Genomic DNA, 26,294 nt, shown 5'->3' on the forward strand with positions numbered 1-26,294 from the left:
TCAGCCCCGCAGCGGGACGAACCGCACCGGCGTGCCCGGCGGGGCCTGGGCGGCGGCGGGCAGGGCGGCGGCGGGGACCACGCCGATGACGGGGTAGCCGCCCGTCGTGGGGTGGTCGGCCAGGAAGACGACCGGGCGGCCGTCCGGGGGGACCTGGACGGCACCGAGGGGCATGCCCTCGCTGGGGAGTTCGCCCGGGCGGGCGCGGTCGAGGGCGGGCCCCTCCGTCCGCAGGCCGATGCGGTTGCTGGCCGGCGAGACGCGGAACCCGGGGCCCGCGAGCGTCCGCAGGGCCCCGGCCGTGAACCAGTCGTCGCGCGGCCCCGGCACCACCGGCAGGACCAGCCCCCCGGCGGGCGGCCCCGACCAGGGGACGACGTCGGTGGCCGCGCCCGGCGGCCCGTACGGCGCGCCCAGCGGCAGAAGGTCGCCGTCGGCCGGCGGCTCGGGCCCCAGACCGGAGAGCAGGTCCCGGGAGCGGCTGCCCAGCACCGGCGGCACGGCCACGCCACCGGCGAAGGCGAGGTACGAGCGCAGCCCGGCCGTCGCGGGCCCGGCCTCCAGCACCGCCCCGGCCGGCACCCGCACCGGGGCGCCCCACGCCACCGGGCGGCCGTCCACCCGCACAGGGCAGGGCGCCCCGGTGACGGCGGCGGTGACGGCGGCGGTCGCGCGCACCGCGCAGCCGCTGACCGTGGTCTCCAGCGTGGCGCACTCCTCGGGGTTCCCGACGAGCCGGTTGGCGAGCCGGTGCGCCGGTTCGTCCAGGGCCCCCGAGTGCGGCACACCCAGGTGCGCGTGGCCCGGCCGGCCCAGGTCCTGGACGGTGGTGAGCGCCCCGGCCCGGACGACGGTCAGGCCGTTCACGGCAGCACCTCGAAGCGGACCCGGGTGCCGGGGGCCAGCAGCGCGGCCGGTTCGCGGGCGGTGTCCCACAGGACCGCGTCCGTACGGCCGATGAGCTGCCAGCCGCCGGGGGAGGAGCGCGGGTAGACGCCGGTGTACGGGCCGGCGAGGCCGACGGACCCGGCGGGCACGGACGTCCGCGGCGTGGCCCGGCGCGGCACGTGGAGCCGTTCCGGCAGCCCGGTGAGATAGCCGAAGCCGGGCGCGAACCCGCAGAAGGCGACGCGGAACTCCGTACCGGAGTGGATCCGCGCGACCTCGTCCTCGGTCACGCCCCACAGCGCGGCGACCTCCGCGAGGTCGGCGCCGTCGTAGCGGACGGGCAGCACGACGGGTGGCGCGTCGGCGGCGGCGAGCGCGGGCACGTCCCAGCGCTCGAGTTCGGCGGCGAGGGCGTGCGGGTCGGCCAGCCCGTCCAGCAGGACGGTACGGGCGGCGGGCACGATCTCCCGTACGGGCGGCAGCTCGCCCGCCTCCCGCCGGCGCACCAGCTCGGCGTGCAGGGCCTGGGCCTCCTCGGCGGTGCCGACCTCCGCCAGCAGCGCGTGCCGCCCGACGGGCAGCGCGCGGACGCGTGGACGCCCGGGCCCGGTCATGTGAAGGCCTCGACGCGGACGCCCGCGGCCTGGAGCCCCTCGCGCACGCGGCGGGCCAGCAGCGCGGCCCCGGGGGTGTCGCCGTGCACGCACAGGGAGCGGGCGTGGACGGGGATCTCCTCGCCGGTGAGCGCGGTGACGGAGGAGAGGCAGGCCATCCGCACGGAGCGCGCGATGACGGTGTCGGGGTCGAGGACGACCGCACCGGGCTGCCGGCGCGGTACGAGCGTGCCGCCGGCGGTGTACGCGCGATCCGCGAACGCCTCGGCCACCACGGGCAGCCCGGCGTGCCCGGCGGCCTCGTGCAGCCGCGAGCCGCGCAGGCCCAGCACGGGCAGCCGGCCGCCGGCGCGCAGCACGCCGGAGACGACGGCCATGGCCTGCTCGGCGTCGGTCACCACCCGGTTGTAGAGCGCCCCGTGCGGCTTCACGTACGTCACGTCCGTCCCGGCGGCCTGCGCGAAGACGCGCAGCGCGCCGATCTGATAGGTGATCTCGTCGGCGAGTTCGTCCGGCGGCACGTCCATGGCCCGCCGTCCGAAGCCCACGAGGTCACGGTAGGAGACCTGGGCGCCGATCCGCACGCCGCGCTCGGCCGCCCGTTCGCACACCCAGCGCATGGTGGAGGGGTCGCCGGCGTGGAAGCCGCAGGCGACGTTCGCGCTGGTGACGACCGACAGCAGGGTGTCGTCGTCGGTCAGGCGCCAGCGGCCGAAGCCCTCGCCGAGATCGGCGTTGAGATCGAGCACGGGTTCCAACAGGGGCGTCGTCATCGGCCGGTCTCCCGCATCACGTCGAGGATGAGCCGCAGGGCGTCATCCAGATAGGTGGTCAACTCCGCCTCGGCACGCGCGTACTCGCCCCGGTCCAGCAGCCGGGCGAGGTCGCGGTTGCGCGCGACGAACGGTTCGTGGAAGCGGCGCGGCGAGGGCATCTCGTGGAAGGCCAGGCGTAGTTCGGCCAGCAGCCGGTCCATGGCCGCGTCCACGCGCGTGCTGTCCGCCAGCGCGGCGAGCGCCCGGTGGAAGCGCAGGTCCGCCGAGGCGACCTCGCGCCAGTCGTCCTCGCCCGCCGCCCGCTCGGCCCGGTCCACCGCCGCCGTCACGGCCTCGCGCGCCGCGGCCGGCGCCGTGCCGGCGGCCCTGATGCCGGCGGTCTCCAGGGCCTCGCGCACCCGGTAGATGTCGGTGACGTCGGCGGGTTCCAGGACCCGGACGAAGACCCCGCGGTTGAGCCGGTGGACCACCAGGCTCTCGTGGACGAGCAGCCGGAAGGCCTCGCGCAGCGTGTTGCGCGAGACCCCGAGATCCCGCCCCAGGGCCTCCTCCGGCAGCCGGGTGCCGGGCGGCAGGCCGCCGCCCTCGATGCGGTCGCGCAGGGCGGCGGCGACGCGCTGCGCGGTGGATCGTTCCATGGCGTCCCCCGTGGGTGGCGGTGGAGGTCTGCCGGTCCGGGATGCCGCGTCGGTGACGAGAATTCCGGTGACAGCATTGCCTATTGAGGATTGTTGAACAATATCTTAGCCTCCTCGCCAGTCGCCTCACCTGATCGAGTGAGGTCCGAGAATGCGGAAGGCGGACGCATGCTCGTACTCCTGGGCGTCCTCGTCGTCGTGGCCGGCTTCGCGACCAGGCGCAATCCCCTCCTGGTCGTCGGCACGGCGGGCATCGCCACCGGCCTGCTGGGCGGCCTGTCGCCCCGCGAGGTCCTCGCCGCCTTCGGCACCGGATTCGCCTCCAGCCGGGCCGTGACCCTCTTCGCCATCACCCTCCCGGTGATCGGCCTGCTGGAGCACCACGGCCTCCAGGAACAGGCCCGCCGGCTGATCACCCGCTTCGCCGGGCTCACCGCGGGCCGCTTCCTCGCCCTCTACCTGCTGCTGCGCCAGGTCACCGCGGCGCTCGGGCTGGGCGGGGTCCTCGGCCACGCCCAGACCGTACGGCCGCTGGCCGCGCCCATGGCCGAGGGCGCCGCCGAGCGCCGCCACGGCCCGCTCGCCCGGGCCACCCGCGAGAAGGTGCGCTCCTTCGCCGCCAGCGCCGACAACGTGGGCTTCTTCTTCGGGGAGGACGTCTTCCTCGCCGTCGGCTCGATCCTCCTGATCACCGGGTTCGTCAACACGACCTACCACACCCGCCTCGAACCCCTGGACCTGGCGCTCTGGGCGATACCCACCGCCCTGTGCGCCCTCGCGGTCCACGGCTTCCGGCTGCTGCGCCTGGACCGCGCCCTGCCGCGCCAGTCGGAGCCGCGTGTCGCGGAGGCCGTCAAGTGATCAAGGCCGAATGGTTCTTCTGGCTCGTGGGCGCCGTCTTCCTGGCCATGGCCGCCCAGATGCTCACCGACCGCACCAACCCCCGCCGCCTGGGCACCGCCGCCTTCTGGGGACTGCTCGGCGCCGGCTTCGTCTACAGCACCGGGGTCGCCGACGGGAGTGCGCCCCCCGAGCCGCTGGGCGCCGCGGTCCTGGTCATGATCTGCCTCGCCGGCTTCGGCCGCACCGGGCGCGGTGAGGCCCGTACTCCCTCCCCCGCGGAGCGGGAGGCGAGCGCGCGGCGGCACGGCTCCCGGCTCTTCCTGCCCGCCCTCACCATCCCCGCCGTCGCTCTGATCTGCGCGGTCGGCGTGAAGAGGCTCCACATCGGCGGGGAACCGGTCCTGCAGAAGGGCAGCGAGACCGTCCTGGGGCTCGGCATCGGCTCCCTCGTCGCCCTCGCCGTCGCCATGGTCATGCTGCGCGAGCGGCGCCCGTCCGCGCCGCTGCACGCCGGCCGGTCGATGCTGGAGGCCATGGGCTGGGCCATGCTGCTGCCGCAGCTGCTCGCCACGCTGGGCGCCATCTTCTCCGTCGCGGGGGTGGGCGAGCAGGTCCGCGGGATCACCACGGCCGTGCTCCCGGAGGGCTCGGCCTTCCTCGCCGTCGTCGCCTACTGCTGCGGCATGTTCCTCTTCACCGTCGTCATGGGCAACGCGTTCGCCGCCTTCCCCGTGCTGACCGCCGCCGTCGGCTGGCCCGTCCTCGTCGAGCAGCACCACGGGAACGCCCCCGCCGTGCTCGCCGTCGGCATGCTCGCGGGCTTCTGCGGCACCCTCGTGACGCCGATGGCGGCCAACTACAACCTCGTGCCCGCCGCCCTGCTGGAGCTCGACGACCCGTACGGCCCGATCAAGGCGCAACTGCCGACGGCCGTGATCCTGCTGGGCTGCAATATAGGCATCATGTCCCTGTTCGCCCTCTGAACGCGTGACCGGCACAGCGGGCCGACGGGCCGCCTCGCGCACCCTCCACCCCCGTGACCCCGCGCCGTTTCGTCCGTTGTCGGGGTGACCGCCTACTCTGTGCGACGTGACTTCTCCAGCCCCGGCGACCGTTCCGCCCCAGCTCAACGGGCACGCGCCCGCGCAGGCTCCCGGCTCCGCGCGAGCGGGTGCGGTGCCCGTGGCCCCGGGTCCGGCCGCCGACGAGGGCCTGGCCCGCCGGCTGCGCGCGCTCGCCTGCACCGCGCCCCTCCACGACCTGGACGTGCGCAAGGCCAACCTGGCGGGCGAGTACGGCGTCTACGCGATGGCGGAGGTGGCGCTGGCCGCCATCGACCTCGTCACGCTCAACATGGACTTCGACACCGGCGCCGACCACGAGCAGATAGTCGCCAGGCTCCAGCCGCGCGTCGCCGCCCAGGCCCCCGACCGGCCGCAGGCCGAGCACGAGCGGGTGGCGCGCTGGGTCCTCGAGAACCTCATCAACGTCGGCAGCGTCGACCGCGGCTTCCGCGCCGTCTACGGCACCTTCGGCGCCGACGGCGCCTATGTGCGCCGCGACTACGACTTCAAGCTCGTCGAGGAGGTCCCCGGGCCCGGCGGCACCGTCTTCCTGCGGACCACCGACGAGGCCGTCAACGTCCTGGTCGGCGCCCTCGACACGGACGTCACCAGCGCCCAGATCGCCGCCGAGGTCAAGCTGGAGGTCCTCATCAGCCGGGGCCGCCTGGCCGACGCCCAGCTCGCCGCCGAGCAGGCCCGCTACCGCACGGTCCAGTACGCCGAGACACTCCGCAAGACCCTCGACGCCACGCGGCGCAACGTCCGCGCGGTCGACTGGCTGCGCGCCGTCCCCGACATGATCGCCGAGGCGCTCGACCACGTCGCCGACCGCTACCGCCACGAGAACGCGATCCTCACCAACATCCGCAAGGCCCGTGACGAGGCGGAGGAGCCCGAGAACAAGCGCCGCGCCGCCGAGCTCGTCGACATCGTCAAGGACTGCATCCGCCGCCACACCCAGCTGCAGTCCCGGCTGCTGGAGGCCGGCCCGCTCTTCCGCGCCGAGCAGGACCGGCAGGCCTTCTCCACCCCCGCGGCCCACGCGGGCCTCGACCTGTACGGGCAGTTGCTGGCGCCGGTGCTGCCGCTGCCCCTGGAACAGGCCGGCCGGGTCACGGACGCCTTCTTCGCCCGCGGTACGGGCCTGCGCACCCCCGCCGCGGTACGCGTCGGCGACCTCGTCGAGATGCTGCTCAGCCCGCCCGTCGAGCGCGAGCACCTCGGCGCGGAGATGCCCGAGCCGGACCTCGTCGAGACGCCCGACGACAGCCGCTTCAGCGAGGAGCAGCTGGCCGCCGCGCTGGAGCTCCTCGACCTGCCCGCCGACGCCCCCCGCCGGCTGTCCGGCCTGCTCGCCGAGGCCCGCCGCACCGACCCCGAACTGCCGTACCTCGTCGCCCTGCTGGCCGTCCACGCCGCGAGCCCGGCGGTCGGCACCGCCTACCGCCAGGGCGAGCAGTCCCTGCTCTTCGCCGTCGACGACGGCACGGTCCTGGACGACCCCGAGTACGGCGGCGCGGACCTCATCGTCGGCAAGGCCCTGCTGGACGCGGCCGGCATGGCGGCCGACCGGGCGGAGGCGTCGTGACCGGCCGGCCCGGCACCGCCCGGCTGCCCGGTGGGGGTGGCGCGCCGTCGCGGCGGAGGGGTGTTCCCCGGCCCCGCCCCTTCCCGCGACCGGGGGCAGGCCCCCGGCCCCCCGGGGTCCGGGGCGGCGCCCCGGGAAACGGTGAAAGGGCGGGTCGGGGGCCTCACCCCCGCCGCGACGGCGCTCAGCCCCCCACCACGTGCCCGGCGGTGCCCAGCCGACCGCACCCCCACGCAAACCCCCAGCAGGAGCACCAACCGTGACTGAGTACGAGGCCTACGACCCGGCGCAGCCGGACCCCGCGTCCGCCGACGCTCCGGAGGCCCCCGCGGCGAGCGGCCCCGCCACCCTGACCCCGGCCGACGCCGCCGACGCCGCCCGCCTCGTCGCCTTCGGGCTCCAGCCCAAGCTGCAGCCCGCCCGCGACGCCGAGTACGCCGAGCTGCTGCTCCGCCACCGCGACGACCCGGCGTTCGCCCGCCTGGCCGACGCCGTCGCCGCCGGGCTCGGGCTCGTCGTCCTGGAGGTGTCCACCCGCGCCGGGATGGCCGTCACCGCCGCCGAGGACTCCGTCTTCGCCGTGCGCATGGGCGACTACGCCCGCCGCGCCACCGCCGACTCCGGCGACCGCTTCCTCCACGGTCTCGCCCACCTCGCCGTCGCCGCGCTGGCCTTCCCCCGCCCGGAGGACCTCGCCGACGACGGCTACATCGGCCGTATCACCGTCAACGGCGTCGACACATTCGTCCGCCAGGCCTGCCGCCGCCTGGAGGAGCGCGCCGCCGCCGAGGGCGAGAACACCGACCCGGCCACCGACGCGCCCGGCCTGGAGGCCGCCTGGCGGGTCTACGCGCGCCGCAGCGCCACGGGTGCCACCAAGGACGCCCGCCGCCTGGCCGGCTCCACCACCGGCATCATCGCCAAGGCCGTCGCCTTCCTCGTCGACTCCGGCTTCCTCCAGCGCACCGGCGACGACGCCGGCGGTGCCTTCCGTACCACCGCCCGCTACCAGCTCCAGGTGCGCGACATGGCCGGCTCGGCCGCCATGGCCGAGCTGCTGGAGCTGGGCGTCGTGCCGGTCGGTGACGGCGGCGCCACCCTGCTGCCGCCGGACGACACCGACGACCTCGAACTGGTCGCCGACGCCGGTCTGCCCTTCCACCACGCGTAGGCCGCCGAGCCGCCGAACCGCCACACCGTCAAGCCGTCAACCCAGCGACAAACGAGAGTCCGCCGCCATGTACGAGCTGTCCCGGGTCCGCCTCTACTCCATCGGGCCCGCCGGTGCGCGCTACGCCGACACCGTGCTGGACCTGCGCGGAGTGGGCGCGCCCGTGCCGTCCCCCGCCCCCGCGCAGGCGGACTTCTTCGAGGACGAGCCCGTGGGGCCCCCGCGCCGCCCCGCGCCCGCCGGCGTGCTCTTCCTGGAGAACGGCGGCGGCAAGTCCGTCCTGCTCAAGCTGATCTTCTCGGTGATGCTGCCGGGTCACCGCAACACCCTGGGCGGCGCCAGCTCCGGCGTGCTGCGCAAGTTCCTCCTCGCCGACGACTGCGGGCACGTCGCCCTGGAGTGGCAGCACGTCCTCACCGGCGAGTCCGTGGTGGTCGGCAAGGTCAGCGAGTGGCGCGGCCGGCAGGTCTCCAACGACCCGCGCAAGTTCGCCGAGGCCTGGTACTCCTTCCGCCCCGGCCCCGGGCTCAGCCTCGACTCGCTGCCGGTGGCCGAGTCCACCGCGATGCGCGCGCGGCCCGACGGCGCCTCCGGCGCGCGCGGCCGCCGCCGCACCATGAAGGGCTTCCGCGACGCCCTCACCGAGGCCGGCAAGGCCTACCCCCACCTCGACGTGGTGTGGGAGGAGATCCATGAGCGCTGGAACGAGCACCTCGGCGAGCTCGGCCTCGACCCCGAACTCTTCCGCTACCAGCGCGAGATGAACGCCGACGAGGGCGAGGCCGCCGGCCTCTTCGCGGTCAAGAACGACTCCGACTTCACCGACCTGCTGCTGCGCGCCGTCACCGACACCCGGGACACCGACGGCCTCGCCGACCTCGTGCACGGCTTCGCCCACAAGCTGGGCCGCCGCGCCGAGCTGACCGCCGAGCGGGACTTCACCGCCGGCTCCCTCGACCTGCTCTCCCGCATCGCCGAGGCCGCCGGGCGCCGCGAGACGGCCCGCGGCGTGCACGCCGGTGCCGAGCGCCGCACCCGCGTCCTGGCCCGCCGGTTCTCCGGGCGCGGCGCCGAGGAGCGCGGCCGCGCGGTGGAGCTGGCCGGCCAGGTGGCCGCGGCGGCGCACGCCGTCACCGACGCCGAGACCGGGCGGAGCCGGGCCTCGCTGGTGGCCGCCGAGCTCGCCTACCGGCACGCCTCGCTCGCCCTGGCCGCCGCCGAGAAGGCCGCGGCGGCCCAGCGCCGCGAGCTCAACGACGCCCGCACCCTGCACTCCGCCTGGCAGGCCGCCGAGACCGTCCTGCGCCACCGCGCCGCGGCCGACCGTTCCGCGCGGGTGGCCGCCGCCATCCACGAGGCCGAGCGCGACGCCGCGCCGGCCCTGGCGGCCCGGACCCAGGCCGCCGTGGAGCTGGTCCGCGCCCTGAACGCGGCTGCCGAGGAGGGCGAGCGGCTCGCCAACGAGCAGGAGGAACGTTCGGCCGTCCTCCAGGAGGCGGCCGAGGCCGCCCACCGCGACGCCACCTCCGCCGCCACCGAGGCCCAGCGCGCCCGCAGCGAGTCCGGCCACCTCCGCCAGCGCCTGGCGGAGGTCGAGCAGGAGACCGCCGAGGCGGTCCGCGCCGGCTGGCTCGACGACTCGGCGCCCGACGCCGACCCCGCCCGTGCCGCGCTCGCCGCCAGCGACGCCGAGAAGCCCGCCGTCGCCGCCTACGAATCGGCCCGCGAGGCCGCCCGGCAGGCCGGCGACCGGGCGAAGGAGACGGCGGCCGCCGAGTCCCGCGCCGAGCTGGCCGCCCACCGTGCCGCCGACGCCGCGGGCGCCGCGGAGGCCGCGTACGACGCCGAGCGGCGGGCCGCCGAGTCGATCGGCGCCGACCCCCGGCTGGCCGAGCTGCTGGGCCTGCCCCAGCCGTCCGCCGCCGGCGACACCGGCGGCGCCGGCCACCCGTCGCCGGCCGCCGGGCTGACCGCCGAGGAGCTGGACCGCAACGCCGACGCGCTGCGCGAGCTGCTCGACGACAATGTCGCCGCCGCCGAGCGGCAGCTGTTCGAGCTGCGGACCGCGGCCGCCGACGACTCCCGCATCCTGGGCGCGCTCGGCGACGGCGGCCTGCTGCCGCCCAGCGCCGACGTGCTGGCCGCCGTGGAGTTCCTCGGCGAGCACGGCATCCCGGCCCTGCCCGGCTGGCGCTACCTCGCCCAGTCCGTCGACCCGGCGCGGCACGCCGCCGTGCTGGCCGCCCGCCCCGAGCTCGTCGACGGTGTCGTCATCACCGACGCCGGCTCCCACGCCCGCGCCCGCGAGGCGCTCGCCGCGGCCTCCCTGCTGCCGCGCTCGGCCGTCGCGGTGGGCACCGCCGCCGCGCTGCTCGCCCCCGCCCCGGAGCGGGACGCCGACGACCAGGACGTCTTCCTGGTGCCGCCGAACCCCGCCATGCACGACGAGCGGGCCGCCGACGAGGAGCGGCACGCCCTGCGCGAGCGCGCCCTGGCCCGCGACGAGGAGATCCGCGCGGTGGCGGCCCGTCTGACCGGCGACCGCACCCTCGCCGCCCGGCTCACGTCCTGGCGCTCCGGCTGCCCGGCCGGCCGCCTCGCCGAGCTGGCCGCCGCGGCCGAGGACGCCCGTACCGCCGCCGACGCCGCGCAGCGGGTCCTGGCCGAGGCGCGGTCCGTCCGTGCCGAGGCCGACGCGACCGCCGCCGAGACGGCCCGGGTGCGCGACGAGCGGCAGGAGACCGCCCAGCGCGCCCGCCGCGTCGCCGACGCCCTCGCCGGCCTCGCCTACCGGCTGCGCGAGCGCGCCAACTGGCAGAGCCGGCTGCGCGAACTCGCCGAGGAGGCCACCGAGGCCGAGGAGCGGGCCGAGGTCTGCGTGGACCGCGCCCGCGCCGCCGACGAGGACCGCCGCGCCGCCCAGCGCGCCGCCGACGACGCGCGCCGTACCTCCCGCGCCCTGCGCGCCGAGCGTGCCGAGATCGCCGGTGCCCCCGACGAGCTCCCCGAGGGCACCGAGCCGGCCACCGCCTCCCTGCCCGCCCTGCGCGAGGCGTACCGCACCGCCTCGCAGGTGTACGAGAAGGTCGGCGTCGGTGCCGACCTGCGTGCCGAGCAGGCCCGGGCCGAGAGCGACGAGAGCGCGGCCCGCGCCGAGCTGGACCGCCTCACCAACAAGGTCCGCACCCGCGCCGCCCAGCTCCTGGAGGGCACCGACGGCGCCGACGGCCCGTCCCGTCAGGCCGCCGCCGCCCGTGCCGAGTCGCTCGTGGCGATGCTGGAGTCCCGCGCGTCCACCGCGAGCGAGCAGCTGGGCCGGCTGCGCGGCGAGGCCGAGCGCCTCGCCCCCGCCGACGGCGAGGCCCACACCGAGCTCCCCGAGGAGCTGGTGCCCGCGGACGCCGACCGGGCCAAGGAGCTGCTGCGCACCGCCACCGGCGAGCTCGCGGCGCGCACCGGGGCGCTGGAGACCGCCCGTACCGTCCACGCCGACCTGCTGCGCGCCCACCGCTCCGCCGAGGAGGCGGCCACCGGCTTCGACGACACCGCGGCGCTGCTGCGCGACCTGCTGCGCGACCACGCCCCGGAGGAGGACGCCGAGCAGCCCGAGCCGTACAGCGGCTCCCTGGAGGAGGCCCGCCAGGTGGCCGCCGAGGCCCGCCGCTCCCTGCGCGGCTGCGCCGGTGACCTGTCGGCCGCCGAGGCCGCCGTCCGCGAGGCCGGCGACGTGCTCGTCCGGCACGCCAACGCCACCCGCTTCGAGCAGGTGCGCACCCCGGCCCGGCAGCAGATCCGCGAACTGCCCGCGGCGGCCCTGCCCGAGCACGCCGCCGCCTGGGCCGAGGCCTTCGCGCCCCGGCTGCGGGTGCTGACCGACGAGCTGGAGCAGCTGGAGCGCAACCGCGACAGCATCGTCGACCGGCTGCGCGGCCTGGTGGAGTCCTCGCTGGCCACGCTGCGCTCGGCGCAGCGGCTGTCCCGGCTGCCCGAGGGGCTGGGGGAGTGGTCGGGCCAGGAGTTCCTGCGCATCCGCTTCGAGGACCCGGACCAGTCCACGCTCACCGACCGGCTGGGCGAGGTCATCGACGAGGCCACCCGGTCCGCCGTGAAGAAGAACTCCGACCTGCGCCGGGACGGGATGTCCCTGCTGCTGCGCGGTGTGCGGGCGGCCCTGCTGCCGCGCGGCGTGGCGGTGGAGATCCTCAAGCCGGACGCCGTGCTGCGCGCCGAGCGGGTGCCGGTGGGGCAGATGGGCGACGTGTTCTCCGGTGGCCAGCTGCTGACAGCGGCCATCGCGCTGTACTGCACCATGGCGGCGCTGCGCAGCAACGACCGGGGCCGCGACAAGCAGCGTCACGCGGGCACCCTGTTCCTGGACAACCCCATCGGCCGCGCCAACGCCACGTACCTGCTGGAGCTCCAGCGGGCCGTCGCGGACGCGCTGGGCGTCCAGCTGCTCTACACCACCGGCCTCTTCGACACCACGGCCCTGGCGGAGTTCCCGCTGGTCATCAGGTTGCGCAACGACGCCGACCTGCGGGCGGGCCTGAAGTACATCAGCGTGGAGGAGCACCTGCGGCCGGGCCTTCCGCAGCCGCAGGAGCCGGACGAGGAGAAGGTGCACGGCCGGATCACGGCGACGCGGATGTTCCGCCGCCCGGCGGAGGAGGCCGCGCCGGCCGGCCGGTGACGGCCACCGGGCCCGTGCCGCCCCGTCAGGGGTGGCGCGGGCTCCGCGCGCCGCGCAGGCCGCGCGCCGAGCTGCTCGGCACGGACACCACGCCGTGCCGCTGCAACCACACCTGACGCGTCACCCGGACGTCGAGGACGCTCCAGGTCGCCGCCACCGTGCACGCCACCGCGCAGAGCACGGCCGGGAAGGCGTACCAGCTGCCGACGAGCGCGAACAATATGGTCACCATCGTGACCACCAGGGTCACGGCGACGATGAGGCCGGCGCGCACGGCGGACGACCGCACGGGATCGGGCATCCGCGGCCTGCGGGCGGGCTCCTCGACCCACAGCGGCCTACGGGCACCGGCCGGCGGTACGCGGCGCGTTCGCTGGTCGTGGTCCATCGGCGGTTCACCTCCCCCAGTGGCTGCCCCGCGCGGGCGCGCTTCAAAGCACCCGGTGGTAAGGAGCGTACGGCGGCCCGGGGAGGTTCCCGCTCCGGGGGCGAATCCGGCGTGCCGGGGAATTCCGGCCAGACCGCCGTGCGTCCACCGCACTGGCCTTCGAGTCACGTACCCCGCAGTAGTAGGCTCACGCCGCATTACTGTCGGAACACCACCCCCGTCCGCCGGGGTTGCCGTAGGGGAGGCCATGCGCTTTCGCGGGAAGTCGATCCGCCGGAAGATCGTGGCGCTGCTGCTGGTGCCCCTGGTGTCCCTGACCGGCCTGTGGGCCTTCGCCACCGTCATCACCGGCAGCGAGGCCGTCCAACTGCTCTCCGTCGCCGACGTCATGCGCAAGGTCGGCTACCCCGCCGAGGACATGGTGCGCGCCCTGCAGAAGGAGCGCCGCCAGACCCTCGTCCACCTCGCCGACCCGCGCCGCGCGGACGCCCTGGACGAGCTGCGCACCCTCCAGCGCGCCACCGACCGCCAGGTCGCCACCTTCCGCTCGGGCGTCGACGGCGGCGTGCGCGACGACATGAGCGACGACGCGGCGAAGCGTTTCCGCGCCATCGAGAAGAGCCTCGACAGCATCGAGGGACTGCGCCGCAGGGTCGAGGACGCCGCCGTCACCCGGCACAGCGCCCTCCAGTCCTACGACGAGCTCATCGCGCCCTACTACGACTTCCTCAACAGCCTCAGCGCCCTGCAGGACGCCGACATGGACAAGGAGGGCCGCGCCCTGGTCGGCCTCGGCCGCGCCCGCGAGGCCGTCTCCCGCGAGGACGCCCTGCTCGCCTCGGCCCTCGCCGCCGGCGGCATGAGCCGCCAGGACCTGCGCGCCTTCTCCGACAGCGTCGCCGAGCGCCGCGTCCTCTACAGCACCAATCTCGAACAGCTGCCCGTCGCCGACCAGAAGGCCTACGACGACTACTGGCGCGGCGGCAATGCCCAGGCCCTGACCGCCGCCGAGGACACCGTGATCCTCGCCGGGCCCCCGCGCGCGGTCCGCGTCATCGACGCCCAGCGCTGGCGGGCCGCCGTCACCCCGGTCCTCGACGACCTGGGCCGGATGGGCGGCGAGGCCAGCCGGCGCTTCGCCGACCGCGTCGAGCCCGTCGCCATCGGCGTCCTGACCAAGGCCGCCGTCGCCGGCGTCCTCGGCCTGGCCGCGCTCGTCTGCTCGCTCGTCATCTCCCTGCGCGTCGGCCGCGGCCTCGTGCGGGACCTGCGCCGGCTGCGCAAGGAGGCCCACGAGGTCTCCGGCGTCCGGCTGCCCGCCGTGATGCGCCGGCTGGCCGCCGGGGAACGGGTCGACATCGAGACCGAGGCCCCCCGGCTCGCCTACGGCCCCGACGAACTCGGCCAGGTCGGCCAGGCCCTCAACACCCTCCAGCGCGCCGCCGTGGAGGCCGCCGTCAAACAGGCCGAGATGCGCCGCGGCGTCTCCGAGGTCTTCGTCAACCTCGCCCGCCGCAGCCAGGTCCTGCTGCACCGCCAGCTGACCCTGCTCGACACCATGGAACGCCGCACCGAGGACACCGACCACCTCGCCGACCTCTTCCGCCTCGACCACCTCACCACCCGTATGCGCCGCCACGCCGAGGGCCTGGTCATCCTCTCCGGGGCCGCCCCCTCCCGGCAGTGGCGCAAACCCGTACGGCTCATGGACGTCGTCCGGGCCGCCGTCGGCGAGGTCGAGGCCTACGAGCGCATCGAGGTGCGCCGGCTGCCCCGGCTGGCCCTCGCCGGCCCGGCCGTCGCCGACGTCACCCACCTCCTCGCCGAACTCCTGGAGAACGCCACCGTCTTCTCCCCGCCGCACACCGCGGTGCAGGTCCACGGCGAGCGCGTCGCCAACGGCTTCACCCTGGAGATCCACGACCGCGGCCTGGGCATGAGCCCCGAGGCCCTCCAGGAGGCGAACCTCCGGCTCGCCGAGACCCCCGAGTTCGAGCTGTCCGACACCGACCGCCTCGGCCTCTTCGTCGTCAGCCGGCTCGCCCGGCGCCAGGGCGTACGCGTCTCGCTCCAGACCTCCCCCTACGGCGGCACCACGGCCGTGGTGCTGATCCCGGCCGGGCTGCTCACCCCCGCCCCGCCGGCCACCCACGGGAAGGGCCCCGCCGACGAGGACACCGGGCCCCGGCCCGTCGTCCGCCCGCCCGGCGACACCCGGCGCTACGTCCACCACGAGGAGACCGGCCCGGTCGACGGCCTGGCCTTCCTCGAACCGGACACCGCCCCCTCCCCGTTCGAGGCCGGCCCGGGCGACGGCACCGACGGCACCGGCGGCGACACGACCGCCGGCATCCTGCGCCGCCTGGCCCGCGAACCGCTGCCCGAGGACGAGCAGCACCAGCAGGCGGACGAGGGCCCCGCACCCCTGCCCCGCCGCCGGAGCTCCGCGGCGGCCGCCCCGGCCGCCGAGCCCACCCCGCCGGGCGGGCTGCCCCGCCGCGTACGCCAGGCCAGCCTCGCCCCGCAGCTGCGCGAGGCCCCCGCCCGGTCGCGGCCCGTTCCCGACCCGGCGGGCCCGGAGCCCGACCGCGACGCCGACGAGGTGCGGGCCCGTATGACGGCCCTTCAGCGCGGCTGGCAGCGCGGCCGGGAGGAGAATGACCCCACGAACCCGATGAGCACACCAGCACCAGGAACGACAACTGAGGGGGACGGTCGATGACCGCACCGAAGGCCGAGATACGCACCACTCCGTCGACGACGGGCCCGGACCGGCGGGCCGCCGCCACGGGGGAGCTCAACTGGCTCCTCGACGACCTCGTCGAGCGCGTGGGCAGCATCCGCAAGGCACTCGTCCTGTCCGGCGACGGCCTGGCCACCGGCACCTCGAAGGACCTCGGCCGGGAGGACGGCGAGCACCTGGCCGCCGTCGCCTCCGGGTTCCACAGCCTCGCCAAGGGCGTGGGACGGCACTTCGAGGCCGGCGAGGTCCGCCAGACCGTGGTCGAACTCGACCGCGCCTTCCTGTTCGTCACCGCCGCGGGCGACGGCAGCTGTCTGGCCGTGCTCGCCGACGCCGACTCGGACATCGGGCTGATCGCCTACGAGATGACGCTGCTCGTCAAGCGCGTGGGCGCGCACCTGGCCACCGCTCCGCGGGCCGGCGCCGCCGGCGAGTGACGGGCGGCATGACCGGAGACCATTGGTACGACGACGCGGCGGGCCCGGTGGTCCGCCCGTACACCATGACCCGGGGCCGCACCGGCGGCCCCGCGGAGGGCCGGTTCGACCTCATCGCCCTCGTCGTCGCCGAGGACCTCCTCGCCGATCACCCCGACGACGTGGAGGCCGTGGCCGACCGGACCCTGTCCCCGGAACACCTCGACATCGCCGGCCTGGTCCGGCAGGCCCCCCACTCGGTCGCCGACCTCGCCACCGGGCTCGACCTCCCGGTCGGCGTGGTCCGCGTACTGATCGGGGACCTCGTCGACGCGGGGTACGTGCGCGTCGCACGCCCCGTGCCGCCCGCCGAACTCCCCGACGAGGGCGTCCTGCGCGAGGTCATCGAGGGGCTGCGCGCGCTGTGACGCACCCGGCCGGCCGACCGGCCGGCCGGGGGTTGTCCAGCGGCGATCCGTACGGAACGATCACTGCCACGGGGGGCGGTGACCAGGGGGCACGACCACGGGGGGCACGACCACGCACTGACCTGTGACAATTCGGAGGAAGCATTCCATGGTGTTCGGGCGCACGGACCGAAGCGAGTCCGCCGCGGTCACCCCCGTGGCCCTCAAACTCCTGGTCGCCGGCGGCTTCGGGGTGGGCAAGACCACCCTGGTCGGCGCCATCAGCGAGATCAAGCCGCTGCGCACCGAGGAGCTGCTCACCGAGGCGGGCCGCCCGGTCGACGACACCTCGGGCGTGGAGGCCAAGCGCACCACCACCGTCGCCATGGACTTCGGCCGCATCACCCTCCGCGACGACCTGGTCCTCTACCTCTTCGGCACACCGGGGCAGCACCGCTTCTGGTTCCTGTGGGACGAGCTGGCCCAGGGCGCGCTGGGCGCGGTCGTCCTCGCCGACACCCGCCGGCTGGCGGACTGCTTCGCCGCCGTCGACTACTTCGAGCGCCGCGGCATGGCCTTCACGCTCGCCGTCAACTGCTTCGACGGCGCCGACCGCTACCCCGTGGAGACCGTGCGCGAGGCGCTCGACCTCGACCCGGGCGTGCCCGTGGTGATGTGCGACGCCCGCGACCGCGAGTCCGTCAAGGAGGTCCTCGTCTCCGTCGTCGAGCACGCCCTGGCCGGCGGGGTGCGACGCAGCCCCGCCGCCGTCTGAGGCCCCCTCAGCGCACGGGGAAGTCGAAGTAGGTGTCCGGGTACGGCTCCCCGCGCAGCGTGTAGTGCCACCACTCCTCCGCGAGGTTCGTGAACCCGGCGCCCTCCATCGCGGACTTCAGCCGCAGCCGGTTCGCCCGCTGCTCGCCCTGGATCCGCGGGTCGAGGGTGTGGGAGAGGGTGTCGAAGCAGTCGAAGCCCGTGCCCATGTCCACGGAGTTGTCCGGGAAGCGCAGGGCCTTCGGCGCGTGGCACGGCACCAGCGGCTCGCCCGGCAGGTACGGCCGCGTGGGCCGGACCGGCAGCGGCACGATCGTCAGGTCCAGCGTGCTGCCCCTGCTGTGCCCGGACTTCGCCGCGATGTAGCCGTCCTCGAACAGCCGCGACTTGTCCACCCGCGGATAGAACTCCCGCTTCATCCGGGTGTCGCCCAGGTCCTTCGCCCACTCCACGAAGTCGTTCACCGCGCGCTGCGGCCGGTAGCAGTCGTAGACCTTCAGTGTGCGACCCTCGCGCAGCAGGGTCCGCTGCGCCCGGCGCAGCGCCTCGGCGGCCGGGCGCGTCAGCAGACAGCGGGGGCGCTCATAGCCGGTGACACGGTGGCCGGTGAAGTTGTGGACGGTGGCGTAGCGCATCTCCTGGACGATCGTGGGGTCCACGTCCGCGAGCGCGACGAAACCGGGCGGCGGCCCGGAGCGGGGGAGGGCCGCTCCGGCGGCCGGCACGGGCGTCAGGGCGGCGGCCAGCGCCGCCAGCGACAGGGTCATGACACGCCATACGGCGGAGAACCTCGGCATGACCCCTCCCTCTACCAGTCCGACCGGCCGCCACGGAAGACCCCGCGCGCCCCCGAACGCCCCTACGACCACCTCAGCCGCGCACCCGCACCCGGTACGCCGGCTCCGGCGCCCCCTCCTGCTCCACCGTCACCACCCCGCCCCGCGCCCGCGTTGTGAAGCGCACCACCTCCGGCCGCTCCCACCCCGGCCCCGCGTCCGTGATCAGCACACCCCCGCCCGTACGCCCCGGGGCCGGCGCCCACACCTCCAGCTCCACCTCCCCGTCCGCACCCGCCACCGGGATCACCGACCCCGCCCGCGCCAGCACCGGGACCCGCGACAACGGCGCGTCCAGCAGCACCTGCCCCGGCCCCTCGTACACCCGGCCCGTCGCCGTGTCGTACCACCGGCCGCGCGGCAACCGCACCGCCCGCCGGTCCGCGCCCGCCTCCAGCACCGGGGCCACCAGCAGCGCGTCGCCCAGCAGGAACTCGTCCTCGCAGTCCCGCAACGCCCGGTCCTCCGGCGACCGCCACCACACCGGCCGCACGTACGGCGCCCCCGTCCGCCGCGCCAGGTGCGCCAGCGTCATGAAGTACGGCAGCAGCCGCTGCCGCTCCCGCAGGGCCGCCCCCGCGTACTCCAGCGCCTCCGCCCCGAACTCCCACGGCTCCCGCCGCCCCGCCGAGATCGCCGCGTGGGTACGGAACAACGGCAGGTACGACCCCAGCTGGAACCACCGCACATACAGCTCCGGCGACGGGAACCCGTCGAAACCGCCCACGTCCGGCCCCGAGTACGGCACCCCGCACAGGCCCAGCCCCAGCACCAGCGCCAGCGAGGCCCGCAGCCCCGGCCAGCCCGTCGCCACATCGCCCGACCAGGTGCCGCCGTACCGCTGCATGCCCGCCCAGCCCGACCGCGAGAACAGGAACGGCCGCTCCCCGGGGCGCAGCGCGCACAGCCCCTCGTATCCCGCCCGTGCCATCGTCAGCCCGTACACGTTGTGCGCCTCGCGGTGGTCCCCGCCCCGCCCCTCCAGCGCGTGCCGCGACGATCGCGGCAGCGTCGGATCACCGAACGCGGCGAACGACACCGGCTCGTTCATGTCGTGCCAGAACCCGGCGAAACCCTGCGCGAGGCGCTCCGCGTACAACCCGCCCCACCAGCGGCGCACCGCCGGATCCGTGAAGTCCGGGAACACCGACTCGCCCGGCCACACCTCGCCGCGCACCACCCGCCCCCGGGCGTCCTTCACGAACGCGCCGGCCGCCGTCCCCTCGTCGTACACCGGCAGCCCCGGCTCCGCCTTCACCGCCGGGTCCACGATCGACACCAGCCGCACCCCCCGCTCCCGCAGGTCCTCCGCCAGCCCCGGCAGATCAGGGAACCGCTCCCGGTCCACCGTGAACACCCGGTGCCCCCGGTAGTGGTCGATGTCCAGATGCAGCGCCGACAGCGGAAGACCCCGCTCCTGATAGCCCGTCACCACCCGCCGTACCTCCGGCTCACTGCCGAACCCCCAGCGGGCGTGCTGGTACCCCAGCGCCCACGCCGGCGGCAGCGCCGCCGCCCCCGTCAGCCCCGCCCAGCCGTGCAGCACCCGCGCCGGCGTACCCACCAGCACCCAGGACCGCAGCGGCCCCCCGTCCATACGGATCTCGGCGCGCCCCGGCCGGTCGTGGCCCGAGCCCGCGCCCTCCTCGCCCTCCCACACCGAGACCCGGCCGTCCCAGGTGTTGTCGTGGAACGCCAGGTGCGTCCCGGCGTCCGCCACCACCAGCTGCACCGGCATCGTGATGTACAGCGGGTCCTCGCCGGGCTCGAAGGCCCCCGGATCGGTGTTCCACAGCCGGTACGAGCCGTCCCGCAGCCGCGGCCCCACCGCCCGACCGCCCAGACCGAAGAACCGCGCGTCCGCCGGCACCTCGGAACGCTGCGTCCACCGCGCCCCGCCCGCCTCCCGCGCCGCCGGCTCCCACCAGCGCGGCGGCAGGTCACGCCGCAGCAGCACCCCGCCCGGCGTCCGCACCTCCACCGCGCCGTGCCGCGACACCACCACCAGCACCCGCTCCGACACCACCCGCCAGCCGCCGTCCGTGTCCGGCTCCAGCACCGCCCGCTCGTCCGCCGGCGGAACCGGCCCCGCCAGCGCGTACGACGGCTCCGGCGCCGCGTCGTCCCAGCCGCAGAACACCGCCCCGCCCGCCGCCACCCGCACCCGCAGCGACGACCGGGCGAACCGCACCACACCACCCCCCGGCTCCGCGTCCGCCCCCACCGCCACACCCGGTACCCGCGCCCGCCCGGCCCCCGGCCGGGGCAGACCCGCGGCGTCCACGCGCTGCCGGCGCCACGCCGACCGCACGGACCGCAGCCCCTGAGCGCTCCCCACCACCCGCAACGCGGCCCGCCACATCCCCGGCCGCACAAGGTCACCAGCGTCCATGCCGCTCACCCTCCCACCGCCCCACCCAGCCGCGCCCACCGTTCAAGTGGCGTTCACCCCCCGGGCGACGCCACGCCCCACGTGATCCGTGCCGCCGACCCTGGTGCACGAGTCGATCACATGGCATCGTCCTGGACAGCCACGCGCCGCGCACACCCCGCCGTGCGCGCGGCCCCGCCCACGACGCGTAGAGCCCGGGAGCAGCCATGACCACCGCACCGCAGCCCGTCGACCGGCCGGAACCCCTGTGGAGCCCCGGCGCGGACCGCGTCGCCGGCGCCCAGGTCACCCGCTTCCACGCCTGGGCGGCCGACCGCCACGGCGCCCCCGCCCCCGTCCCCGGCGACCCCGCCGCGAGCTACGCCGCGCTCCACCGCTGGTCCGCCACCGAACTCGACGACTTCTGGCGGGCCGTCGCCGCATGGTGCGACGTCCGCTTCACGACCCCCGCCGACCAGGTGCTCGCCGACCGCGCCATGCCCGGCGCCCGCTGGTTCCCCGGCGCCACCCTCAACTACGCCGAGCACGCCCTGCGCACCGCCGAGGACCCCACCAGAGCCGGCGAGGCGGCCCTCCTCGCCGTCGACGAGACCCACGACCCCCGTCCCGTCACCTGGGCGGAACTCCGCCGCCAGGTCGGCTCGCTCGCCGCCGAACTGCGCCGCCTCGGCGTCCGCCCCGGCGACCGCGTCAGCGGCTACCTCCCCAACATCCCCGAGGCCGTCGTCGCCCTCCTGGCGACCGCCGCGGTCGGCGCCGTATGGACCTCCTGCGCCCCCGACTTCGGCGCCCGCAGCGTCCTCGACCGCTTCCAGCAGGTCGAACCCGTCGTCCTGTTCACCGTCGACGGCTACCGCTACGGCGGCAAGCGCCACGACCGGGCCGACGTCGTCGCCGAACTGCGCTCCGAACTGCCCACGGTGCGCGCCGTCGTCCACATCCCGCTGCTCGGCACCCCGGCCCCCGAGGGCACCCTCGACTGGTCCGCCCTGACGTCCTCGGACACCGCCCCGGTCTTCGAGCAGGTCCCCTTCGACCACCCCCTGTGGGTCCTCTACTCCTCCGGCACCACCGGACTGCCCAAGGCCATCGTCCAGTCCCAGGGCGGCATCCTCCTCGAACACCTCAAGCAGCTCTCCCTCCACTGCGACCTCGGCCCCGGCGACCGCTTCTTCTGGTACACCTCCACCGGCTGGATGATGTGGAACTTCCTCGTCTCCGGCCTCCTGACCGGCACCACCGTCGTCCTCTACGACGGCAGCCCCGGCCACCCCGACACCGCCGCCCAGTGGCGCATCGCCGAACGCACCCGGACCACCCTCTTCGGCACCTCCGCCGCCTACGTCATGGCCTGCCGCAAGGCCGGCGTCCACCCCGGCCGCGACTTCGACCTCTCCACCGTCCGCTGCGTCGCCACCACCGGCTCCCCGCTGCCCCCCGACGGCTTCCGCTGGATCCACGACGAGGTCGCCGAGGACATGTGGATCGCCTCCGTCAGCGGCGGCACCGACGTCTGCAGCTGCTTCGCCGGCGCCGTCCCCACCCTCCCCGTGTACATCGGCGAGCTCCAGGCCCCCTGCCTGGGCACCGACCTCCAGGCCTGGGACGCCCACGGCAAGCCCGTCACCGACGAGGTCGGCGAGCTCGTCGTCACCAACCCCATGCCCTCCATGCCGATCCGCTTCTGGAACGACCCCGACGGCCACCGCTACCGCGAGAGCTACTTCGAGATGTTCCCCGGCGTCTGGCGGCACGGCGACTGGATCACCCTCACCTCCCGCGGCACCGCCGTCATCCACGGCCGCTCCGACTCCACCCTGAACCGCCAGGGCGTGCGCATGGGCTCCGCCGACATCTACGAGGCCGTCGAGCGCCTCCCCGAGATCCGCGAATCCCTCGTCATCGGCGTCGAACAGCCCGACGGTGGCTACTGGATGCCGCTCTTCGTCCACCTCGCACCGGACGCCCGGCTGGACGACGCGCTGCTGGAGAAGATCAAGCGCACGATCCGCGAACAGCTCTCCCCCCGCCACGTCCCCGACGAGGTCATCGAGGTCCCCGCCATCCCCCACACCCTCACCGGCAAGCGCATCGAGGTCCCCGTCAAGCGCCTCCTCCAGGGCACGCCGCTGGAGAAGGCGGTCAACCCCGGCTCCGTCGACAACGCCGAACTGCTCGGCTTCTACGAGCGCCTGGCCCGCGAACGCTCCTGACCGGGGCGGACGGACCGCGCAGGGCCGCTGTCAGACCCCTCGGTTACGGTGAGTGAGCATCGACTACGCGTGGTCGGGCACCGGGCCCGGCCACGCGCCGAGGGGGGAATCCATGCCGCACACCGACCACGGCCCGGGCCGCGCACGACCCACGGGGCCGAGAGCACACACCGGGCCACGGGCACGCAGGGCCGCACGCCGCGCCCTGCGCGCCGAGGCGCCCAGCACCGTGGCCGTCCTCGCCGACGAGAAGGACTTCGCCGCCATGCGGCGCTACACCACCTTCCTCTTCGACGACCACGCCACCTACCTCCGCGAGGTCGAGGGCCTGCTGCGCTCCCTGACCACCCGGGGCACCCGCACCGGCGTCGTCCTCTTCGACCCCGGCGACTACGCGCGCTACTGCGCCGACCACCGCCTCGACCCCGACACCGCCGGCAGCCGCACCCGCTACACCGCCGACGTCGCCGCCACCGGCGCCACGGTCCCCTACGAGGGCCAGCCCATGACCCGCCTCCTGCCCCGCCTCACCGACGAGGCCGCGCAGCGCGCCACCTGGGAACGTGCCACCACCCTCCTCTCCGCCGGAGGCGGCTGCGCCGGTTGCGGAAAGGACGCCGGCCGGGCCGCCTTCGCCCGCGCCTCCCGGGCACTGCGCCTCATCCTCGAAGCCGCCGGGGAGGGCACCCACCACCTCGTGTGCAGCGTCCCCGAGGAAGGGACGGCACCCCTGACCGCCGTACTCCCCGCCGACTGCCGCGACGGCCGCCTCCACCTGGCCGAGACCGAGGCCCTGGTGTTCTGCACGGTGCTCGCCGCGGGCATGGCCACCGGCCGCACCGGCGGCGTCGTCCTGCGCACCACCGCCGGCGGCGGCCGGCCCGACACGGTCCGCGGCTGGGGCCTGCGCGACGGCGGACTGCGGCCCCTGACCGAGGCCGAGGTCTTCGCCGCCTACTGCACCGACGCCGAGACCGGCGAGCCCGTGCCGCCCGAGCCCGGCGTCGACCACCGCGCGGGCGTCCCGCTCGACCTGGACGAACCCGGCGGGGGAGGAGACGTGTGAACGGCACGAGGGGTGCCCCCGCCATCAGCGGGAGCACCCCTCGTGGGACGCGATGTCACCCGGCGCCGTACGCCGGCCGTACGCCGGCGACTACTCGCCGGACAGCACGGCCTGCGCGGCCAGGCGGGCCTCCTCGGCCGTGTCCGTGGCACGCGCGGCGGCGGCCGCGCGCTCGCACTGGGCCAGCGTGTGCTTGGCCAGCGTGGCACGGACGTAGGGGATCGAGGCGGCGCCCATCGACAGGCTCGTCACGCCCAGACCCGTCAGCACACAGGCCAGCAGCGGGTCCGAGGCGGCCTCACCGCACACGCCGCAGCTCTTGCCCTCGGCCTTGGCGGCCTCGGCCGACACGGCCACCAGGTCCAGCAGCGCCGGCTGCCACGGGTCCTGCAGCCGCGACACCGCGCCCACCTGACGGTCGGCGGCGAAGGTGTACTGCGCCAGGTCGTTCGTCCCCAGCGACAGGAACTCGACCTCCTGCAGGATCGAACGGGCCCGCAGCGCGGCGGACGGGATCTCCACCATCGCGCCGAACTTCGCCTGGAGCCCGGCCTCACGGCACGCGTCCGCGAACGCCTTGGCGTCCGTGCGGTCCGCCACCATCGGGGCCATGACCTCCAGGTAGACCGGCAGCCCCGCGGCGGCCTTGGCCAGCGCCGTCAGCTGGGTCCGCAGCACCTCGGGGTGGTCGAGCAGCGTCCGCAGACCCCGCACGCCCAGAGCCGGGTTCGGCTCGTCGGCCGGCGTCAGGAAGTCCAGCGGCTTGTCCGCGCCGGCGTCCAGCACCCGCACGACCACACGGCCCTCGGGGAACGCCTCCAGCACCTTGCGGTAGGCCTCGACCTGCTTGGCCTCCGACGGAGCCTGCTTGCTGTCGTCGAGGAAGAGGAACTCGGTACGGAACAGGCCCACGCCCTCCGCGCCCGCCTCGACCGCGGCCGGCACGTCCGCCGGACCGCCGACGTTCGCCAGCAGCGGCACCTTGTGCCCGTCGGACGTCGCGCCCGGACCGGACGAAGCCGCCAGAGCGGCCTTCCGCTCCTCGGCCGCCTTCGTCAGCTCGGCCCGCTTCTCCGGGCTCGGGTCGACGAAGATGTCGCCAGTGCTGCCGTCCACGGCCACCACCGTGCCCTCGGCCAGCTCACCGGCGCCCGGCAGCGCCACGACCGCCGGCACCCCGAGCGCACGCGCCAGGATCGCGGAGTGGCTGGTCGGCCCGCCCTCCTCGGTCACGAAGCCCAGCACCAGCGCCGGGTCCAGCAGCGCCGTGTCGGCCGGCGCCAGATCCCGCGCGATGAGCACGTACGGCTCGTCGCTGTCCGGCACGCCCGGCATCGGCACGCCCAGCAGGCGCGCGACGATGCGGTTGCGGACGTCGTCCAGGTCGGCCACGCGGCCGGCCAGGTACTCGCCCGCGTTGGCGAGCAGCGCGCGGTAGGCGGCGAAGGCGTCGTACACCGCGCGCTCGGCGGTGCTGCCGACGGTGATGCGTCGTTCGACGTCGGCCATCAGCTCGGGGTCCTGGGCCATCATGGCCTGGGCCTCCAGCACGTGCTGGGCCTCGCCGCCGGCGAGGTTGCCGCGCGCGATGAGATCGGCGGCGACGGCCTCGACGGCCTGACGCGCCCGCCCCTGCTCGCGCGGCGCCTCGTCCGTCGGGATCTGCTTGGCCGGCGGCTCCAGAACCGCCGTGCCCATGTGCCGCACCTCGCCGATCGCCACACCGTGGCTCACGCCGACGCCTCGCAGCGTTGTCTCCATTTCACCTGTCTCCGTGTGGATGCGGCGGAACATGCCGCCGCCGTGGATGTCGTACGTGCCGCCGGTCGCCGGAGGGCGCGACGGCAGAGGGTCCTACAGGTGAAACGTCACTGCCAGGTGAAGAGGATGTCGCCGACCTTGATGTCGCCGTCCTCGCGGACGCCGTCCAGCGAGGCGGCCACGGCCTCGAGCGCGACGATCGGGCAGACCGGGGACTTGCCGGCCTCCTCGACGGCGACCGGGTTCCAGCGCACGACGCCCTGGCCCTGGGTCACGGTGTCGCCCTTGTTGACGAGCAGCTCGAAACCCTCGCCGTTGAGCTGCACGGTGTCGATGCCGAGGTGGGTGAGCACGCCGTGCCCCTCCGAGTCGACGACGACGAACGCGTGGGGGTGGAGCGAGACGATGACACCGTCGACCGGGGAGACCGCGGTGGCGGGCTCACGCACGGGGTCGATGGCGGTACCGGGTCCCACCATCGCGCCGGAGAAGACCGGGTCGGGCACTGCCGCGAGTCCGATGGCGCGTCCGGCGATCGGGGACGTCACGGTGGTCATGGGAAGCCTCCCAGAGGTGGAGATTCATCACGCGCCGTCACTACCTGTCCTGGACGGCGCACTGGTCGGAAGCCTAAGTCATAGGAACTGAGGATTCCGCACGAGCGTGCGCGCGGGAGGCGTGTGCGCTGAGTAATCGATTTGCCTCGCTCCGACGAGGCATGTACTGTCAGATTCCTGCCCACGACCGAGGCCCGCAGAGATGCGGGCAAGGCGAGGGCGGCCTCCATTCGGATGAGATCCAGATTCCCGGATCTGCTGGTTCTTTTCGCATGCCGTTGTGCATGAGGGAAGGACGGGCGGTGAAGGGGCCGGAAAACTCCTGATAGAGTGGTGGAACACCGAAGGGAAGCGCCCGGAGGAAAGCCCCAGCTAATAGCTGAGGTGAGTACAAAGGAAGCGTCCGTTCCTTGAGAACTCAACAGCGTGCCAAAAGTCAACGCCAGATATGTTGACACCCCGTCCATCT

20 protein-coding genes are annotated in these 26,294 nt (G+C 75.3%); 11 read left to right on the forward strand and 9 right to left on the reverse strand.

Annotated elements, in window-relative coordinates; translation table 11 throughout:
* The 4 genes from AC07BS_RS32910 to AC07BS_RS32925 are packed head-to-tail and all read right to left on the reverse strand — an operon-like array spanning position 1 to position 2,916.
* Positions 1-867, reverse strand: a complete 867-nt coding sequence (locus AC07BS_RS32910; protein ID WP_478935316.1) for a 5-oxoprolinase subunit C family protein — start codon at positions 865-867, stop codon at positions 1-3.
* Positions 864-1,502 carry a 5-oxoprolinase subunit PxpB gene (pxpB, locus tag AC07BS_RS32915; protein WP_478935317.1) on the reverse strand — a complete coding sequence of 213 codons (639 nt, stop codon included), beginning with the start codon at positions 1,500-1,502 and terminating at the stop codon, positions 864-866. The genes AC07BS_RS32910 and pxpB overlap by 4 nt, the downstream gene beginning before the upstream one ends.
* Entirely contained in the window at positions 1,499-2,275 is a 777-nt protein-coding gene (locus AC07BS_RS32920) for a LamB/YcsF family protein (protein ID WP_478644263.1), read from the reverse strand. The genes pxpB and AC07BS_RS32920 overlap by 4 nt, the downstream gene beginning before the upstream one ends.
* Complete coding sequence (locus AC07BS_RS32925; RefSeq protein ID WP_478935318.1) at positions 2,272-2,916, reverse strand: GntR family transcriptional regulator; 645 nt, start codon at positions 2,914-2,916, stop codon at positions 2,272-2,274. Before AC07BS_RS32925 ends, AC07BS_RS32920 begins: the two co-directional genes overlap by 4 nt.
* Positions 2,917-3,084: 168 nt before the next feature.
* Here AC07BS_RS32925 and AC07BS_RS32930 point away from each other — a divergent pair, with 168 nt between their 5' ends.
* The 5 genes from AC07BS_RS32930 to AC07BS_RS32950 all read left to right on the forward strand — a co-directional run bounded on the left by AC07BS_RS32930 (position 3,085) and on the right by AC07BS_RS32950 (position 12,272).
* Positions 3,085-3,777: a DUF969 domain-containing protein gene (locus tag AC07BS_RS32930; protein ID WP_478935319.1), complete on the forward strand. Its 693-nt coding sequence runs from the start codon at positions 3,085-3,087 to the stop codon at positions 3,775-3,777.
* A complete protein-coding gene (locus tag AC07BS_RS32935) occupies positions 3,774-4,742 on the forward strand; it encodes a DUF979 domain-containing protein (RefSeq protein WP_478935320.1) in 969 nt (322 codons plus the stop codon). Before AC07BS_RS32930 ends, AC07BS_RS32935 begins: the two co-directional genes overlap by 4 nt.
* A gap of 106 nt (positions 4,743-4,848) precedes the next feature.
* On the forward strand, positions 4,849-6,411 hold the full coding sequence (locus tag AC07BS_RS32940; protein WP_478644257.1) for a hypothetical protein: 1,563 nt from the start codon (positions 4,849-4,851) through the stop codon (positions 6,409-6,411).
* A 259-nt stretch (positions 6,412-6,670) separates the two neighbouring features.
* On the forward strand, positions 6,671-7,582 hold the full coding sequence (locus tag AC07BS_RS32945) for a hypothetical protein (protein WP_478644255.1): 912 nt from the start codon (positions 6,671-6,673) through the stop codon (positions 7,580-7,582).
* Between the two features lie 67 nt (positions 7,583-7,649).
* Positions 7,650-12,272, forward strand: coding sequence for a coiled-coil domain-containing protein (locus AC07BS_RS32950; protein WP_478935321.1), 4,623 nt, complete (start codon positions 7,650-7,652; stop codon positions 12,270-12,272).
* Between the two features lie 25 nt (positions 12,273-12,297).
* On the opposite strand, the gene AC07BS_RS32955 is transcribed toward AC07BS_RS32950, so the two are convergent.
* Positions 12,298-12,660, reverse strand: a complete 363-nt coding sequence (locus AC07BS_RS32955; RefSeq protein ID WP_478935322.1) for a hypothetical protein — start codon at positions 12,658-12,660, stop codon at positions 12,298-12,300.
* 247 nt (positions 12,661-12,907) lie between these two features.
* On the opposite strand from AC07BS_RS32955, the gene AC07BS_RS32960 reads away from it, so the two are divergent.
* From AC07BS_RS32960 to AC07BS_RS32975, 4 genes are all read left to right on the forward strand, one after another.
* Positions 12,908-15,382, forward strand: a complete 2,475-nt coding sequence (locus AC07BS_RS32960) for a sensor histidine kinase (RefSeq protein WP_478935323.1) — start codon at positions 12,908-12,910, stop codon at positions 15,380-15,382.
* Positions 15,379-15,840 (forward strand): roadblock/LC7 domain-containing protein, encoded by a 462-nt coding sequence (locus AC07BS_RS32965; RefSeq protein ID WP_478644245.1) that lies wholly within the window; start codon positions 15,379-15,381, stop codon positions 15,838-15,840. Before AC07BS_RS32960 ends, AC07BS_RS32965 begins: the two co-directional genes overlap by 4 nt.
* Before the next feature lie 8 nt (positions 15,841-15,848).
* Positions 15,849-16,247, forward strand: a complete 399-nt coding sequence (locus AC07BS_RS32970) for a DUF742 domain-containing protein (RefSeq protein WP_478644243.1) — start codon at positions 15,849-15,851, stop codon at positions 16,245-16,247.
* Between the two features lie 148 nt (positions 16,248-16,395).
* A complete protein-coding gene (locus tag AC07BS_RS32975; RefSeq protein WP_478935324.1) occupies positions 16,396-17,001 on the forward strand; it encodes a GTP-binding protein in 606 nt (201 codons plus the stop codon).
* A 7-nt stretch (positions 17,002-17,008) separates the two neighbouring features.
* Here AC07BS_RS32975 and AC07BS_RS32980 read toward each other — a convergent pair whose 3' ends face one another.
* Positions 17,009-17,797, reverse strand: coding sequence for a M15 family metallopeptidase (locus tag AC07BS_RS32980; protein ID WP_478644239.1), 789 nt, complete (start codon positions 17,795-17,797; stop codon positions 17,009-17,011).
* 73 nt (positions 17,798-17,870) lie between these two features.
* The gene (locus AC07BS_RS32985; protein WP_478935325.1) at positions 17,871-20,228 is read right to left on the reverse strand and encodes a glycoside hydrolase family 31 protein; all 2,358 of its coding nucleotides are present in this window, start codon (positions 20,226-20,228) and stop codon (positions 17,871-17,873) included.
* Between the two features lie 206 nt (positions 20,229-20,434).
* Between AC07BS_RS32985 and AC07BS_RS32990 the strand changes: the two genes are divergently transcribed.
* Positions 20,435-22,441 (forward strand): acetoacetate--CoA ligase, encoded by a 2,007-nt coding sequence (locus AC07BS_RS32990; protein WP_478935326.1) that lies wholly within the window; start codon positions 20,435-20,437, stop codon positions 22,439-22,441.
* A gap of 112 nt (positions 22,442-22,553) precedes the next feature.
* A complete protein-coding gene (locus tag AC07BS_RS32995) occupies positions 22,554-23,507 on the forward strand; it encodes a hypothetical protein (RefSeq protein ID WP_478935327.1) in 954 nt (317 codons plus the stop codon).
* Positions 23,508-23,597: 90 nt separating this feature from the next.
* Here AC07BS_RS32995 and ptsP read toward each other — a convergent pair whose 3' ends face one another.
* Both ptsP and AC07BS_RS33005 read right to left on the reverse strand, forming a co-directional pair.
* Positions 23,598-25,268: a phosphoenolpyruvate--protein phosphotransferase gene (gene ptsP, locus AC07BS_RS33000; RefSeq protein WP_478644231.1), complete on the reverse strand. Its 1,671-nt coding sequence runs from the start codon at positions 25,266-25,268 to the stop codon at positions 23,598-23,600.
* Positions 25,269-25,375: 107 nt separating this feature from the next.
* The gene (locus AC07BS_RS33005) at positions 25,376-25,825 is read right to left on the reverse strand and encodes a PTS sugar transporter subunit IIA (RefSeq protein WP_478644228.1); all 450 of its coding nucleotides are present in this window, start codon (positions 25,823-25,825) and stop codon (positions 25,376-25,378) included.
* Positions 25,826-26,294 lie beyond the last annotated feature (469 nt).

The organism is Streptomyces sp. NPDC044063 (genome assembly GCF_056434285.1).